This is a genomic window from Devosia sp. J20-27, from assembly GCF_055808595.1.
Genome location: NZ_CM147875.1, coordinates 262312 through 278543, shown reverse-complemented (window position 1 = coordinate 278543; position 16232 = coordinate 262312). Strand labels below are relative to the sequence as shown.

Below are 16232 nucleotides of genomic sequence, written 5' to 3'. Positions count from 1 at the left end.
AATCCTTGTTCGGGGTTTCTCTTAGCGGCGGACGGTTGTCGACGAAAGTGGCCTTCTCTCTCTCCCGGCTGCCGCTATGATGGCCGCAAAGAGGAGAGTTTCATGAAGGCAATATCCTGCGCCGCGCCAGGCCAGCTGGCGCTGGTCGACATTACAGCGCCACAGCTGCAGCCCGGCTGGGTGCGCGTCAGGATCCGCCATATCGGCATCTGCGGCACCGACTACCACATCTTCGAGGGCAATCATCCCTTCCTCGAATACCCGCGCATCATGGGCCACGAACTCTCCGGTACCGTCGCCGATGCCAATGGCGCCGCGGGGCTGGCCGACGGCGATCCGGTCGTCATCAATCCCTATCTGCCCTGCTACCAGTGCCCGGCCTGCCGCGAAGGCAAGACCAATTGCTGCGAGACCCTCAAGGTCATCGGCGTCCATTCCGACGGCGGCATGGCCGAGGAGATCGTTATGCCGGCGGTCAATCTCTATCCCGCCACCGGCCTGTCGCTGCGCGACGCCGCCATGGTCGAGTTCCTCGCCATCGGCGCCCATGCCGTACGTCGTACGGAACTGAAACCTGGTGCCCGCACCCTGGTGGTCGGCAGCGGGCCCATTGGCCTCGGCGTGGCGTTCTTTGCCAGGATTGCCGGTGGCGATGTCACCGTCGTCGACGCCGCTCCCGACAAGATCGAGGCCACCCGCGCCCTGGGCTTCCGCACCTTCGGCATTGGCGATCTTGAGGGCGATGACTTCAATGCGGTGAAAAAGTCCGGTTTCGATGCCGTCTTCGACGCTACCGGCTCGATCCGCGCCATGAACGCCTCGTTGCTCCATTGCCGCAGCGGCGGCAGCTACACGCTGGTCGGCGTCATCAAGGGCGATCTGGTCTGGTCCGACCCCGAGGTGCACCGCCGCGAACTCACCATTCGCGGCTCGCGCAATGCCACCAAGGCGGATTTCGACCATGTCATGGATTCGATCCGCAAGGGACTGGTCCCCACCGACAGCCTCGCAACCCACAGCACCACCTTCGACCGTGTGCCGGTCGACATGCCGCACTGGACCCATCATCGCGACGGGCTGATCAAGGCGATCATCAGCCTCTAGGGGGTCAGCCCCGCTTGGGCACGGCCTCATAGCTGATGGAGTTGATGTTCTTGGCCAGTTCGTCGGCCCCGAGCAGCCGTGCCACGACGTCGGGCTGGTCCTTGACCATGTGCATGCCCGAGACGGTTTCCACCTTGGTATCCCGCAGCGCCTGGCGCACGGCCACCACATGCTCGGGATTGATCCAGATCGGTCCGTCCTGACCTTCGAGTTTGACCAGCCGCATGCAAATGTCTCCTGATGCAGCCCGCATATTCACCCGGGCTTGAAAAGGAAGTGTGAAGGTCGTCGTGCAAACCCGCCCGGTCGCGTGCTAGCCTCGCCAAAAGAGGAGAGAAACGTGATGAAGACCGCCCGGCAGGTGCTTGATTTCTGGTTTGTGGAACACGGCCGCGAGCAATGGTTCGGCGGTGGCCCCGAGTTTGACGCCAAGCTGATCGCCACGTTCTCCGAGACACATCTCGCCGTCGCTGCCGGCGAAGCCTGGCGCTGGCGCGAGACGCCGGAGGGACGGCTGGCCGAAATCATCGTCCTCGACCAGTTCTCCCGGCAGATCTATCGCGGTCAGGCCCGCGCCTTCGCGTCCGACCCGATGGCTCTGGCACTGGCACAGGAGATGGTGGCCGCCGGCCTCGACAAGGACTTCGGGCCGGACAAGCGCATGTTCATCTACCTGCCCTGCATGCACTCGGAATCTCTCGTCGTGCACGAGGAGGCTGTGCGCCTCCACCGGGAACTGGGGATTCAGGAAGGCATCGACTACGAAATGGCGCATCTCGACGTTCTACGCCGCTTCGGCCGCTACCCGCGACGCAACGAGGCGCTGGGCCGCCAGTCCACCTCTGCCGAGGTGGCCTACTGCGCCAGCGACGAGGGCAGGTGGTAGGCTAGAGTCTGACCAGCGCCGGATCGACCAGCGCCCCCTTGTGGCCGATGACGATGCCGGCAACGGCATGGCCGCGCTTGACCGCTTCCTCCGGCGACGCGCCGGCAATCCGCGCCGTCAGATAGCCGCCATTGAAGCTGTCGCCGGCCCCGGTGGCGTCGACCACTTTCTCGGCCTTGGTCGCGGGCACGGATGCCTTGGTGCCGTCCTGCAGCGCCACGAAGGCCGGCTTGGCGCCATCCTTGGCCACCACTTCGTCCACGCCGATATCGAGATAGCGCTGTGCCGTTGCCTCCGGCGACGCATCGCCGAACAGGGGCGCCTCGTCGGTATGGGTCGGCAGCACCACGTCGGCGATCTGCGCCGCCGCCGTCAGCGTTGATTTCATGATCTCCGGGGAGGTCCAGAGGGCAGGGCGCAGATTGGTATCGAACACCACCCGGGCGCCCCTGTCGCGGGCCCGGACGATCGCCTTCATCAGCCGTCCCCGCGCCTTGGGGGCCAGGATCGCCAGCGAAATGCCCGAGAAGTACACCATGTCGGCGCCGTCCAGCGCCGCATCCAGCGCCTTGCGGTCATCGGCCAGCAGCTTGGCGGCAGATTGCCCGCGCCAGTAGGTGAAGTGCCGGTCGCCCTTTTCCTGGTGGATCAGGTAGAGGCCCGGCCGACGGCCTTCGATGGTCTGGATATGCCCGGTGCCGATTCCGGCCGTCTCGAGAAAGGCCCGCATCTGCCCCGAATACATGTCGTCGCCCAGCGCCGTCACATAGTCGACCTGCCAGTCCTCCGGCAGCAGGGCCCGCATGTACCACGCCGTGTTCAGCGTATCGCCGGCATAACCGAGCCTGTACATGCCCTCCTCGCCACCGGACATTTCGATCATGCACTCGCCGATACTGACAAACCGCTTGCTCACGCGCCGCTCCTCCTGTTCCGCCGTGGTTATGCCGGGGAACCCGAACAGGCGCAATGGCTTGGACAACAGTGGTATGGCAGCGGGGGGCGACCTCCGCTATGGTCGCGCCGCCTGGAGGAGGACTGCTTGCCGATGCGCCTGAACATGACCACGCTGAAAACCCCGCTTGCCTACGATCGTTCCGCGGTCACTCCGGGCATCGTGCATCTGGGCATCGGCGCGTTCCATCGCGCCCACATGGCGGTCTATGTCGACGATATCCTCGCCACCGATCCGAGCTGGGGCATCATCGGCGCCTCGCTGCGCCGTCCCGATACCAAGGACGCCATGGCGCCGCAGGATTTCCTCTATACCGTGGCCATCCGTGACGCCTCCGGCGCCAAGGCCCGTGTCATCGGTTCCATTCTCGACGTTCTCGATGCCAATGCCCAGCGCGCCGAACTGATCGTCGCGCTGGCCGATCCGCGCATCCGCGTCGTCTCGCTCACCGTCACCGAAAAGGGCTATTGCCACGATCCCTCGACCGGCAATCTCGATCCCAGCCATCCCGATATCGTCGCCGATCTGGCCAGCCCGCACGCCCCGGTCAGCGCCCCCGGCCTGATCGTCCGCGCCCTCGAGCTCCGCCGCGACGCCGGCAATGCGCCGTTCACCGTCATGAGCTGCGACAACCTTCCCTCCAACGGCAAGACTGTCGGCCGCATCGTCGCCCAGTTCGCCCGCCTGCGCGATCCCGGTCTGGCCGACTGGATCGAAAAATCCGTCGCCTTCCCCTCCACCATGGTCGACCGCATCGTCCCTGCCACCACCGATGCCGACCGGGCCATCGTGGAGGAACTGACCGGCGTCGAGGACGCCTGGCCGATCATGACCGAGCCCTTCACCCAGTGGGTGATCGAGGATCATTTCCCCACCGGCCGCCCGGCGTTCGAAACCGTCGGTGCCCAGCTCGTCGACGAGGTCGAGGCGTTCGAGCTGATGAAGCTGCGCATGCTCAACGGCAGCCACTCCACCATGAGCTATCTCGGCTATCTCGGCGGCTATCAGTACGTGAACGAGGCCATCGCCGACGCCGGTATCCGCAGCCTCATCCATGGCCTGATGACCGAGGAGGTCATGCCGACCCTGCCGATGGACCGCGCCGATCTCGAAGCCTATCGCGATGCGCTGCTCGACCGTTTCTCCAATCCGCTGCTCAAGCACCGCACCTGGCAGATCGCCATGGACGGCTCGCAGAAGCTGCCGCAGCGCCTGCTCGGCACCATTGCCGACCGCCTCGCCGCCGGTCAGTCCATCACCCGCCTCGCGCTCGGCGTCGCTGCCTGGATGCGCTACGTCACCGGCATCGACGAGCAGGGCGCCCCCATCGACGTCAAGGACCCGCATGCCGCCAGGCTGCGCACCATCGCCGACGCTGCCGGCCGCGACGCGGCCAAGCTCGCCGACGGCCTGCTGGCGCTCCCCGAAATTTTCGGCACCGACCTGCCGGCCAACCCCGCCTTCCGCGGCGTCGTCACCGCCCACCTGGCCTCGCTCTTCGCCAACGGCGCCCTTGTGACAGTCAAGGACGTGGGCTGAGACGCATCAGTCGGGGCATCTCTCCCCTTGAGGGAGAGACGCGAGATTTGCGAACGCAGTGAGTTCGTCGCAGCAGAGAGGGGTATCCTCCTCCCGATGCAGCTAGACTAGCGCCCCAGCGCCGGCAGCCTGCGCGCCACGAACTCCAGCAGGTCCGCGTCGGCAAAGCTGTCCGCCGATGCCACCGCGCCCGCCTCGCGCATCTGCTCCGGCGTGAGGCTGGTGCGGATGCCGACCGTGGCAATCCCCGCCGCCGTCGCCGACTGGATGCCCGAGCGCGAATCCTCGAACGCCACGGAGTGCTCGGCGCTCGCGCCCGCCAGTCGCAAGCCCTCGAGATAGGGCAGGGGGTGCGGCTTGCCGTGCGGCAGTTCCTCGCCGATCACGATGGCGACGAAGCGGTGCGTGATGCCGATGCCTGCGAGCAGCATGTCGGCGTTGAGCCGCGGTGCATTGGTCACCGCCACCACGGGCACGCCGGCGGCGTCCGCCCGGTCCAACAGCTCGATCAGCCCGTCGACCGGCCGGATCATATCTCGGATCAACTGGCGGAACAGCGCTTCCTTGCCCCGCATCACCGCCGCCTGCTGCTCCGCCGTCAGTCGAGGCAGGAAGCGCGCGCAGATCGAGAGGTTCGAAAAGCCTTGCAACTCCGCCGTATAGCGGACCCGGTCGAATTCATGGCCGTACGGTCCCAGCGCGACGTTGAATGCCTCCAGATGGATGGCGTCCGTGTCGGCCATGGTACCGTCGATGTCGAACAGCAGTGCGCCGCGCACCGTCGTGCTCCTAGAGCCGTCCGTCCATCGCCCGGTCGAACATCTCCAGTGCCAGCGCCTTGCTCAGCGTCACTGGGTTGCCACCCGCCGTCGGGTCGACGATCGCCATGTCGCCGATCAGCTCGCGCTTCTCGCCGGTGACATTGAACTCCTTGAGCGTATGGGGCACGCCCAGCTTCTTGCGCAGCGCCAGCACGGCGTGCAGGAACCCCTCGAAGTTCGGCGGCAGACCGCAATAGGCCGAAAGCCGCGCGATGCGCGCTTCGATGGCATCGCGATTGGCCATCATCACATAGGGCATGAACACCGCATTGGTCATGCCGTGATGCGTGTCATACAGCGCCCCGACCGGATGGCTCAGCGCGTGGATGCCGCCCAGGCCCTTCTGGAAGGCGGCCGCACCCATGGCAGCAGCGCTCATCATGTGCCCGCGCGCCTCGACGTCATTGGGGTCATCGGCGACCTTGGGCAGGTTCGCCAGCACCAGCCGGATGCCTTCAACGGCAATGCCGTCGGCCATCGGGTGGTAGCCCGGCGCGCAATAGGCCTCGAGGCAATGCGCCAGCGCGTCGAACCCGGTGCCCACCGTGATAAAGCGCGGCATGCCCACCGTCAGCTCGGGGTCGACGATCACCACCTTGGCCATCATCAGCGGATGGAAGATCACCTTTTTGGTGTGCGTCGTCTCGTCGGTAATGACGCCGGCGCGCCCCACTTCCGAGCCGGTTCCCGCAGTCGTCGGCACCGCGACAATCGGGAAGATCCCCTTGGGGTCCGCCCGCGTCCACCAGTCCCCTATATCCTCGAAATCCCACATCGGCCGGGTCTGCCCGGCCATGAAGGCAATGACCTTGCCGGTATCGAGCCCCGAGCCGCCGCCAAAGGCGATCACCCCGTCATGGCCACCCTGCCGCAGCACTTCGATGCCGGCATTGACGTTGGCCGCGATCGGGTTTGGCTTGACGTCGGCAAACACCCCGGTCTCGATGCCCGCATCGCGCAGCAGCTGCAGCGTCGACTGCGTCACCGGCAGGTTGACCAGCCCGGCGTCGGTCACCAGCAGCGGCTTGGCGATGCCGGCCGCCTGCAGCGCCTCCGGCAGTTCCTTGATCCGCCCCGCACCGAAGCGAACCGCGGTCGGGTAGTTCCAGTTGGCTTTGATAGCCATGATACACTCCGGTGTGTCCGGCCTCGTCCGTCGACTGGCTCGGGATGAGGCCTTGTGAGAGTCACTAGTGGCCCTGGTGGTGCGCCTGCGGCGTATCACCATGGGCTATGTCGTCTAGACCTGCTTGAGGTGGTAGCTTTTTGGCTGGGTCAGGTTGGCATAGCCGATCTCGCTCAGCGCGCCGCCCTTGCCGGTATCCTTGACGCCGGTCCAAACCAGCGCCGGATCGAGATAGTCGCAGCGGTTGGCAAACACCGTGCCGGTCTCCACTTTGGCGCCCAGCTTCGCCACCTCGTCGAGGTCCTGGCTCCAGATCGATGCGGTCAGGCCATAGGGACTGTCGTTCATCAGTGTCAGTGCCTCGGCGTCATCAGCCACCTTCATGATCCCGACAATCGGCCCAAAACTCTCTTCCCGCATCACCGCCATCTGGTGATTGACGTTGGTCAGCACCTCCGGCGCCAGATAGGGCGAGCTTTCCTCGTCGAGGTCGTGGCGGAAATCGAGATGCGCCTTGGCGCCCTTGCGCAAGGCCTCCAGCGTCTGCCCCCGCACCAGATCGGCAAACCGTCCATGCGCCATCGGTCCGACAACCGTGTCCTCGTCGAGCGGATTGCCCAGCGTCCAGCCGCGCGCATTCTCGACAAAGCCGGCGACGAACCGGTCGTACACATCGGCATGCACGTAGATGCGCTCGACCCCGCAGCAGCTCTGTCCCGAATTGAAGAACGAACCGTCGACGAGGTTCTCGATGGCGTGGTCGAGCTTGGCATCGGCCCGCACATAGGCCGGATCCTTGCCGCCCAGTTCCAGCCCCAGCGTCGCAAAGGTGCCCGCCGCCGCCCGTTCGACGCGTCGCCCGCCCTCCACCGATCCGGTGAAGTTGATGTGGTCGATCTGCCCCGAGCCGATCAGCTTCTCCGTATCCTCGTGGCTGAGCACCAGGTTCTGGAACAGCCCGTCCGGCAGTCCGGCGGCCGTCATCGCCTCGGCAAAGCGCTCGCCCGCCAGCAGCGTCTGGCTGGCATGCTTGAGGATCACCGCATTGCCCGCCATCAGCCCCGGCACGATCGAATTGACCGCCGTCAGGTACGGGTAGTTCCAGGGCGCGATCACCATCATCGTGCCCAGCGGCTCATGCGTGATGTAGCGCGTGAACCCCTCCTTGCCCGGCTTCTCGTCCGGCTTCAGGCAGACCTCGGCAATGCCGATCATGTAGCGCGCCCGTTCCTCGACGCCGCGCCTTTCGCCGCCATAGCGCACCGGCCGGCCCATCTGCCAGGCCAGTTCCGGCACGATCTCGTCATTCTTGCCGATCAGCGCGTCGACGAAATGCTCGAGAAACTTCGCCCGCTCGCGCACCGTCACCTCGCCCCAGACTGTCCGGGCGTGCCTCGCCTTGGCCACCGCCGTCTCGATCTCGGCGCCGCTCGCCGTCTTTCGCTCGGCATACACTCGCCCGTCAATGGGCGACACGATCTTGACCGTATCGGTCATGGCAACTTCCTTTTCAGCAGGCGATGGCGCGGACGTGACCTTTGCCCGCATAGTCCAGCAGTGGGCGGTCGCGGGTGACCAGCGTCAAGTCCAGCGTCCTCGCCGTGGCGACAAGAATTCTATCGGCCGGATCCTGGTGCAACTCATCTGGCAGGAACCAGGCATCGACCAGCATCGACGGGGTCAGGGCCGCAATCGTCAGTTGCGCGTCGCGGACCAGCCTTTCGAACCAGGCAAGCGGCTGGACGGGCGACCGCAGGCGTCCCTTGGCCGATAGCAGCGCGCGCTCCCACGCCGTTATCGGGGATACAAAGACCGGCTCACCGGCGCGATAGGCATCGTCCATGGCTTGCACCGCCTCATTCGAGAGCTCTTCGTTTTCCGTGATCCAGATGGCGGCGCAGGTATCCAGCAGCAGACTAGCCATCTGCGTCTCCCATGAGAAGCAGCGTCGGAGCCGTAAGGTCGTACCCGGGCATGACAATTGAGGTGCCCTTCAGGCTGCCGAATGCCGGATGGATACGTATCCCGGGCTCGGGCGTCGCCTCCCTCGGTGGCTCGGCGCCTGCGGCGCGATAGATCGATTGCTTTGCATCCATGAGTCCGCCGCCGTAAGGCAGATCGAGAACAAATGTCACTCTCTCGTTGAGCAGATCCAGTTCCGTCACGCGATAGCTCGAACTGAGCCAGGCCAGCGCCTGCACGTGGCCCTCCGCGTTGTTGCTCCACCAGGCCGTTCGCTTGCGCGCCGAAGCGGGCAGCTCGCGGCCCAGCACGGCCTCGATGTCCGCGAAAGTCATCGCGACCCGATCTCGTCCGGCGAACAACAGATGCTCACGCAAAGGCTGGTACACGGAGCCGTTCGAGACGGAAGGCATGGTGCTACTCTCCAAAAAGGAACGCGCTCCTATCTTAGCTCCTCTCGAAACCGCGCTTCAACTCCCAGTCGGTGACCCGGCGGTCATATTCGAACTGCTCCCACTCGGCCGTGTGCACGTAGTGCGACACCACCTGCTCGCCCATCGCCTCCCTGAGCATCTCGGATGTGCGAAGTGCCTCGATGGCATCGCGCAGCGTCTTGGGCACCTCGCGCAGCGTCTTGCCGAGATAGGCATCACCGGAGAATGGCGCTTCCAGCGTCAGCTTGTCCTCGATGCCCTTCAGGCCCGCAGCGATCAGCCCGGCATAGGCGAGATAGGGGTTCAAATCCGCGCCGCCGATGCGGCATTCGATGCGCACGCCCTTGGTGTTTTCGCCGCACAGCCGGAACCCGGCCGTCCGGTTGTCACGGCTCCAGATCGCCTTGGTCGGCGCAAACGTCCCCACCTGGAAGCGCTTGTAGGAATTGATATAGGGCGCCAGGAACCAGGTGATGTCGTGGGCATAGGTCAGCAGTCCCGCGACATAGCTCTTCATCATCTCGCTCATGCCCAGCTCGTCCTTGCCATCGACGAAGGCATTGCCCGCCTTGTTGGCCAGCGACATGTGGATATGGCTCGATGATCCGGCGAGCCCGAAATCCCATTTGGCCATGAAGGTCACGGCCTTGCCCTGCAAATGCGCGATCTCCTTGATGGCATTCTTCATCACCACGTGCCGGTCGGCCATCGTCAGCGCCTCGGCATATTTGACGTTGATCTCTTCCTGGCCGGGCCCCCACTCGCCCTTGGAATTCTCCACCGGAATGCCCGAGGCCTGCAGCTGCTTGCGCACCGCCCGCATCACCCCCTCTTCCTTGGTGGTCTGGAAGATGTGGTAGTCCTCGATATAATAGCCGGCGGTCACGAGGTTCCTGTAGCCCTTGTCCCAGGCCGACCGGAAACCCTCGTCGAACAGATAGAATTCGAGTTCCGAGGCGAAGTTCGCCGTCAGTCCCAGCTTCTCCAGCCGCGCCAGCTGTCCCTTGAGGATGGCGCGCGGGCTGTGCGGGATCGGTTGGTGAGCGTGATGGTCGACAAGATCGCACAGCACGATCGCCGTCCCCTCCAGCCAGGCCGCCTTCATCAGCGTCGTGATGTCGGGCTTCATGACGAAGTCGCCATAGCCACGGCCCCAGTTGGCGGCCTCGTAGCCGGGCACCGGCTCCATGTCGATATCGTTGGCCAGCAGGTAGTCGCAGCCATGCGTCTCGTCGATGGCGCCATCGAGGAAGAATTCCGCCTGGAAGCGCTTGCCGATCAGTCGTCCCTGCATGTCGGGAAAGGCGACCAGCACGGTGTCGATGGTGCCGGCTTTCACGTCGGCCTTCAGTTGCTCGAGACTATATGCGGCCATCGGCCCACTCCGGAAAACGGGAAAAATGGGGCCGCGTCACTGCGCGGCCCCGCTGTCGACAATGGTCGAGCCTACTTCTTGGCGTGCTCGAGCGCGAACTCTTCCTCGGGCGACAGGATCAGCTTGTTCCGGCCCACGAGGCCGAAATAGATGATGCCCACCACGCACCAGACGATCACCCAGATCACGCCCTTGAAGAAGTTCGGGTCCTGCAGCTGGTAGAACAGCGTCAGCACGGCGATGAGGATGGTGACCACGGCGCCGGGGATGCCCAGCGGACTCCGGTAGGGCCGTTCGATGTCCGGCTTGTTGCGCCGCAGCAGGATGAAGCTGATCGCCTGCGCGATATAGCTCAGCATCGCCCCGAACACTGCCATGTTGAGCAGCACCGTACCGATGATGTCGTCGCCCAGTTGCGTCTCGCCCGAGCCGCCGCCGCCATTGACGAACCAGATGATCAGCATCACTGCCAGCCCGAGCAGGGCGCCCGAAATCATCGCCACATGCGGCGTCTTGTACCGGGGGTGGGTCACCGACAGGCCCTGCGGGAAGTAGCCCGCCCGGCTCAGCGAATAGACCTGTCGCCCCTGCGCAAACAGGATCGTGTGGAACGAGGCGATCAGCCCCAGCATGGCAACGAGGCCGAGCACCACGGCCCAGCTGGTGCCGTAGATGGCCCGGAAACCGTCGAGCAGCGGCTCGCCCGATGTGCCGAGCGCATATGCGCCCACGCCGATCACCGACGGGTTGAGCAGCACGATCATGAAGGCCGAGATCACCAGCGTGCCGATGCCCAGCAGAATGCCGCGCGGCATGTCCTTTTTCGGATCCATCGACTCTTCGGCCGCCAGCGGCAGCTGCTCGATGGCGAGGAACAGCCACACCGCGAACGGCAGCGTCGCCAGCACGCCCGAGAAGCCGAACGGGAACAGCGGCCCGTTGCCCTCCGGCAGTTCCGTGCCGTCGGGCGCGATGTTCAGCGCCCAGCGCGAGAAATCCATGTTCGGGAAGGCACTGATCCAGAACACCACCAGCACCGCCAGCGAGGCCAGCGTCACCACCAGCGTCACCTTGAAGCTCAGCGCCACGCCATAGATGTTGAGCGCCAGGAAGATCGCATAAAAGACGATCCAGATGATCGGCAGCATGGAACTGTCCAGCCCGACGATCGAACTGAAATAGCTGGAGATAAAGGTGACGACCACGGCCGGCGTCAGCACGTATTCGACGTTTTCGAAGAGCCCCGTCACGAAGCCGCCCCATGGACCCATCGAGGTCCGCGCGAACGAATAGGCCGCTCCCGTATGCGGCAGCGCCGGGCTCATCTCGGCAATGCAGAACACGAGGCCGATATACATCACCGCAATGATGGCGGCTGCCACGACCATGCCACCCCAGCCGCCCGTGGCGAAGCCGAAGTTCCAGCCCGAGAAATGTCCCGAGATGACGGCGCCGACCCCCAGCGCCCAGAGTGACCAGACGCCCGCATAGCGCTGCAGGCCCCGCTTTTCGAAATAGTCCTTGTCGCGTGTGGCGTATGTCACGCCGCCGCTGCCCCCGGTTTTAGGCACGTCAACCATGGATCCCTCCTGGTGTGGATGTGGTGTGCACTTCACGAACCGGTCCACTGCCGAGCGCCCCTCGTGCTCGCCCCAGTGTCCGGGCCAGTCGGTCGGACCAGAAGGTCACACCGGCGGGTTCCAGAATTTCGTCATGACGGATTTCGATCATCGTCGCGTCGAGCCCGCGCCCGTCGCCATGGTGCTCGAGCGTGTAGGTCACGCCATTGCGCGCCGAATAGGGCTCGTTCCAGCCCACATTTAGGTCCGGGTCCTCGGCATTCAGCGCCTGTTGCAGGTGTCGCGTGAAGGCCTCGTCCTGCCCGTGGATCAACCCGATCGGCCAGGGCCGCTGCACATCCCGGTAGATCGGCGTGAACGAATGCACCGTCACCAGCACGGTCTCCGTGCCCGCCCGCTGCCGCCGTTCAAGCAGCCCGTCGATCGCCGCATGGAAGGGTGCGTGATACTCCCGGATGCGCAGGTTGCGCTCGCTCTCGGCAAGGCCGGCATTGGCGGCGATTTCGGTGCGCTCGGATATCACCGGGATCAGGTCGACGGCGTCGATGTCGCGATTGCCGTCGATCACCAGCCGGCTGACGGTGGAATAGACCAGCGGTGCATCGAGCAGTTCGCTCAGCCGCAGCGCCACGGCCAGCGCCCCCGGGTCCCAGGCGATATGCATCAGCCGCTGCGCCGGCGTCAGTCCGAGATTGTCCAGATGGTCCGGAATGCGGTTCGAGGCGTGGTCGCACACCAGCACGAAGGGCGAGGCCCCCGCTGCATTGACCGTCATCACTGGCGCCAGAAAGCTCGCCCGCGCGCCTGCCTCGATCCCAACCATGTAGCCCCCGCGGGCAGACCAGGTCCGCCCAGTTCCCGGCGGGGCGCCACCAGCCCCGTCAATCCGCGAATGCCGCCACTTGAATCGCTTTCTCGAGCGGAGTCAAACGTCTCTGTGGAAAGATTTGATCGGCCGGTCAAACAGCCTCAGGTCTCGCGGTGCCGCTCCAGGAAATCCTCGGCCCGCAGCACGATCTTTCCGTCGATCTCGCCGATCCCCTTGTCGCTCTTGCCCTCGTAGTTTAGCCGGTGCAGCACCGAGCGGATGATGTTGATCCGCGCCCGCCGCTTGTCATTGGCCATCACCACCGTCCACGGCGAATGCTGCGTGCTCGTGGCCTCCAGCATGCGGTTGCGGGCTGCTGTGTAGGCATCAAACCGGTGGATCGCCTCCAGGTCGACCGGCGACAGCTTCCAGCGCTTGAGCACATTGTGCCGCCGGTCGTGGAAGCGCTTCATCTGCATTTCCTTGCCGATCGTCAGCCAGAACTTGAAAAAGTGGATGCCGTCGTCGATCAGCTGCTCTTCGAAATGCGGCACGTTGCGCAGGAACTTGGCCGTTTCCTCCGGCGTGCAGAACCCCATCACCGGCTCCACCCCGGCCCGGTTGTACCAGCTGCGGTCGAACAGCACCTGCTCGCCGGCTGCCGGCATCCACTCGACATAGCGCTGGAAATACCATTGCGTCCGTTCGCGGTCGCTCGGCTTGGTCAGCGCCACCGCCGCGCTGAAGCGCGGATTGAGATCCTGCAGGTAGGTCCGGATCGAGCCGCCCTTGCCGGCGGCATCGCGGCCCTCGAAGACGATCACCACCCGGTCACCGTTCTTGGCCATATGCTCCTGGAACAGCGCCAGTTGCTGGTGCACGGCCAGCAGTTGCTCCGCATAGTCGTCCTTGTCCATCTTCTCGTCATAGGGGTAGTCGCCCGACGTCAGGGCCGCCCGTTTGATCGACTTGGCGAGTTTGGGATTATCGAGGTCAAACGCCTCTGAATCTTCAGACATTGGACGAACTCCTGCACTGTCATGAACGTGCTATGAGGACAGCTATTATGCAAGCGCCCGAATCGAGCGGGCCGCAGCGGGACCGGTAAGGGGTTGAACACGATGACCGAGGACACTCTGAGGCATGCCGGCCCCAGCCTCGCGCAGCGCTGGAAGGCGCGCCTGTCGGACCGGCTCAATCTGCTTCTGGCAATCCTGCTGGTCTTTCTGGCACTGCTGGCCACCGGCCAGCTGCCGGTTCTTGCCGCCTTGCTCGCCTACCTGGCTGTCGCCGCCTTTGCGCTGCTGATCCCCGGCGCCATCGAGATCGCCAATCCGGCCGCGGTGCTGCCCGCCGCCGGCGACATCATGCGCGAGAAGGCGGTGCGCCTCGTGGCCGATGCGCTGCCCGATCCCTGCCTGATCCTCGATCAGCGCTCCAACATCGTTCACCGCAACGGACCGGCCGGGCAGCATTTCCCCAACCTGATCGAGGGCACCCGCATTGCCATCTCGATCCGCGCCCCCGCCGTGCTGAGCGCCATCGAGGCGGTGCGCCGCACCGGCCTGCCGCAAACCGTCGAACTGCACCAGACCGTCCCCAACGAGACCTGGCACAAGGTCTCCGTTGCGCAGCTCGAGGATAGCGACGGCATGCTCATCGTCGTCCTGCAGAGCCTCACGCATCAGCGCCGGCTCGATTCCATGCGCACCGACTTCATCGCCAATGTCAGTCACGAACTGCGCACCCCGCTGACGTCGCTGATCGGCTTTATCGACACCATGCTCGGGCCGGCCGCCCGTGATGCGGCCGCCAAGGAAAAGTTCCTCGGCATCATGCGCAACCAGGCCGGGCGCATGAGCAAGCTGATCGATGACCTGCTGTCGCTGTCGCGCATCGAAATGCGCCAGCATGTCCGTCCCACCGCCAGGGTCGATCTGGCCCTGCTGCTGCGCGAAGTCCGGGAAGGGCTGCAGACCCAGGCGGCCGAAGCGGGGGTCGTGGTCAGTCTCGCCTTCCCGGAAGAGAGCGCCCAGACCATCGGCGACCATGACGAGCTCTATGAGGTGTTCGAGAACCTGCTTGAGAACGCCATCAAGTATGGCGGCGACGGCGGCAAGGTCGATGTCACTCTCGACGCCGCCGCCAGTGCCGCGAGGAGCTGGCGCGTTGTCGTCGCCGATTACGGTATCGGCGTTGAGTCCGAGCATGTGCCGCGTCTCACCGAACGCTTCTATCGCGTCGATGCGGAATCCAGCCGCCAGAAGAAGGGCACCGGCCTCGGCTTGGCCATCGTCAAGCACATCATTGCCCGCCATCACGGCAGCCTGTCGATCAAGAGCCAGCCGGGGCAGGGGACTCGCGTGGAAGTCCTGCTCCCGCGCTAGCGCCACCCCTGTTGTGCACAGGTCATGACCACGACGTTTTATGAAATCATGAGTGTTGTCAGACAGTTGGACTGTCACAAAAGCGTTGTCTGACTGTCATAAAACTGGTGGGGAACGACGAATAGGGTCCGCCTCGTCACAGGCACCGGCTCACAGCCGGACCCGCCGAAAACAGGCGATGCCCCATATTTCCGAAAGGGAAAACCATGAAACTCACTCAACTGAGCGTTGCGGCTCTTGCCGTTGCCGCCGCAATCGTCGCCACTGGCGCGCAGGCCCAGACCCGGGACCAGATCCGCATCGTCGGCTCCTCCACCGTGTTCCCCTACACCCAGGCCGTTGCTGAGCAGTTCGCTGCGGCGACCGGCGGCGCAGCCCCTGTCGTTGAGTCGACCGGCACCGGCGGCGGCATGCAGATCTTCTGCGGCGGCGTTGGCGTTGATTTCCCCGATATCACCGGCGCTTCGCGGGCGATGAAGAAGTCCGAGTATGATCTGTGCGCCACCAACGGCGTCGACTCGATCACCGAAGTTCTGATCGGCTACGATGGCCTGTCGGTTGCGCATTCGCAGCAGGGTCCCGATCTGAGCCTGACCAAGGCCCAGCTCTTCCAGGCTCTGGCCTCCGAAGTTGAAGTCAACGGCGAAATCGTTGCCAACCCCTACACCAACTGGAACGAGATCGATCCGTCGCTGCCGGCCGCGCCGATCACCGTGTTCGGCCCCCCGCCGACGTCCGGTACCCGCGATGCTTTCGTCGAGCTCGTCATGCACGAGGGTTGCGATGAGTTCGAGGCCATCAAGGCCCTCGACAAGGACCGCAAGGCCGAAGTCTGCGAGCGCATGCGCCAGGACGGCCCGTTCATCGAAGCCGGTGAAAACGATAACCTGATCGTTCAGCGTCTCAATGCCGACACCAATGCTCTCGGCATCTTCGGCTACTCGTTCCTGTTCGAGAACAGCGACACTCTCAAGGACGTGGCCATCGACGGTGTCGAAGCCTCGACCGAGACGATTGCCGACGGTTCCTACCCGGTGTCCCGCCCGCTGTTCTTCTACATCAAGAACGCGCACAAGGGTGTCATCCCCGGCCTGAACGAATTCGTCACCGAGTATGTCTCCGAGGCGTCTTTCGGCGACGGCGGTTACCTCTCCGAGCGTGGCCTGATCCCGCTGTCGGCTGAAAAGCGCGACGAAATCCGTGCCGCCGTCGAAGGCAGCACCGCCATGGCTGCCCCGGCAAAGTAATCCGCAAC

16 protein-coding genes are annotated in these 16232 nt (G+C 64.6%); 5 read left to right on the top strand and 11 right to left on the bottom strand.

The genetic code is table 11. The features are described from left to right. Positions 1-102 precede the first annotated feature (102 nt). Positions 103-1104, top strand: a complete 1002-nt coding sequence (locus AC0L4C_RS01285) for a zinc-binding alcohol dehydrogenase family protein (protein ID WP_473401713.1) — start codon at positions 103-105, stop codon at positions 1102-1104. Between the two features lie 4 nt (positions 1105-1108). Here AC0L4C_RS01285 and AC0L4C_RS01280 read toward each other — a convergent pair whose 3' ends face one another. After that, positions 1109-1330 carry a hypothetical protein gene (locus AC0L4C_RS01280; protein WP_473401712.1) on the bottom strand — a complete coding sequence of 74 codons (222 nt, stop codon included), beginning with the start codon at positions 1328-1330 and terminating at the stop codon, positions 1109-1111. 117 nt (positions 1331-1447) lie between these two features. Between AC0L4C_RS01280 and AC0L4C_RS01275 the strand changes: the two genes are divergently transcribed. Further along, a complete protein-coding gene (locus AC0L4C_RS01275; RefSeq protein WP_473403579.1) occupies positions 1448-1990 on the top strand; it encodes a DUF924 family protein in 543 nt (180 codons plus the stop codon). 1 nt (position 1991) lies between these two features. Here the strand turns inward: AC0L4C_RS01275 and AC0L4C_RS01270 are convergent, their stop codons facing one another. Then, positions 1992-2906, bottom strand: a complete 915-nt coding sequence (locus AC0L4C_RS01270; protein ID WP_473401711.1) for a sugar kinase — start codon at positions 2904-2906, stop codon at positions 1992-1994. A gap of 132 nt (positions 2907-3038) precedes the next feature. Between AC0L4C_RS01270 and AC0L4C_RS01265 the strand changes: the two genes are divergently transcribed. Beyond that, positions 3039-4484, top strand: a complete 1446-nt coding sequence (locus AC0L4C_RS01265) for a mannitol dehydrogenase family protein (protein WP_473403578.1) — start codon at positions 3039-3041, stop codon at positions 4482-4484. Between the two features lie 107 nt (positions 4485-4591). On the opposite strand, the gene AC0L4C_RS01260 is transcribed toward AC0L4C_RS01265, so the two are convergent. From AC0L4C_RS01260 to ppk2, 9 genes are all read right to left on the bottom strand, one after another. Continuing rightward, positions 4592-5263 (bottom strand): HAD family hydrolase, encoded by a 672-nt coding sequence (locus AC0L4C_RS01260; protein ID WP_473401710.1) that lies wholly within the window; start codon positions 5261-5263, stop codon positions 4592-4594. Between the two features lie 10 nt (positions 5264-5273). Continuing rightward, the gene (locus AC0L4C_RS01255; protein WP_473403577.1) at positions 5274-6434 is read right to left on the bottom strand and encodes an iron-containing alcohol dehydrogenase; all 1161 of its coding nucleotides are present in this window, start codon (positions 6432-6434) and stop codon (positions 5274-5276) included. 111 nt (positions 6435-6545) lie between these two features. Next, positions 6546-7928: an aldehyde dehydrogenase family protein gene (locus AC0L4C_RS01250; protein WP_473401709.1), complete on the bottom strand. Its 1383-nt coding sequence runs from the start codon at positions 7926-7928 to the stop codon at positions 6546-6548. Positions 7929-7941: 13 nt separating this feature from the next. Next, the gene (locus AC0L4C_RS01245; protein WP_473401708.1) at positions 7942-8355 is read right to left on the bottom strand and encodes a type II toxin-antitoxin system VapC family toxin; all 414 of its coding nucleotides are present in this window, start codon (positions 8353-8355) and stop codon (positions 7942-7944) included. Then, on the bottom strand, positions 8348-8806 hold the full coding sequence (locus AC0L4C_RS01240; RefSeq protein WP_473401707.1) for a DUF7662 domain-containing protein: 459 nt from the start codon (positions 8804-8806) through the stop codon (positions 8348-8350). The genes AC0L4C_RS01245 and AC0L4C_RS01240 overlap by 8 nt, the downstream gene beginning before the upstream one ends. Positions 8807-8840: 34 nt before the next feature. Beyond that, on the bottom strand, positions 8841-10202 hold the full coding sequence (locus tag AC0L4C_RS01235; protein WP_473401706.1) for a glutamine synthetase family protein: 1362 nt from the start codon (positions 10200-10202) through the stop codon (positions 8841-8843). Between the two features lie 71 nt (positions 10203-10273). Beyond that, positions 10274-11782, bottom strand: a complete 1509-nt coding sequence (locus AC0L4C_RS01230; RefSeq protein WP_473401704.1) for an amino acid permease — start codon at positions 11780-11782, stop codon at positions 10274-10276. Beyond that, positions 11775-12605: an N-formylglutamate amidohydrolase gene (locus AC0L4C_RS01225; RefSeq protein ID WP_473401703.1), complete on the bottom strand. Its 831-nt coding sequence runs from the start codon at positions 12603-12605 to the stop codon at positions 11775-11777. The genes AC0L4C_RS01230 and AC0L4C_RS01225 overlap by 8 nt, the downstream gene beginning before the upstream one ends. A gap of 146 nt (positions 12606-12751) precedes the next feature. Beyond that, a complete protein-coding gene (ppk2, locus tag AC0L4C_RS01220) occupies positions 12752-13609 on the bottom strand; it encodes a polyphosphate kinase 2 (RefSeq protein ID WP_473401702.1) in 858 nt (285 codons plus the stop codon). 102 nt (positions 13610-13711) lie between these two features. Between ppk2 and AC0L4C_RS01215 the strand changes: the two genes are divergently transcribed. Then, positions 13712-14977, top strand: coding sequence for an ATP-binding protein (locus AC0L4C_RS01215; RefSeq protein ID WP_473401701.1), 1266 nt, complete (start codon positions 13712-13714; stop codon positions 14975-14977). A gap of 206 nt (positions 14978-15183) precedes the next feature. Further along, complete coding sequence (locus AC0L4C_RS01210) at positions 15184-16224, top strand: substrate-binding domain-containing protein (protein ID WP_473401700.1); 1041 nt, start codon at positions 15184-15186, stop codon at positions 16222-16224. Positions 16225-16232 lie beyond the last annotated feature (8 nt).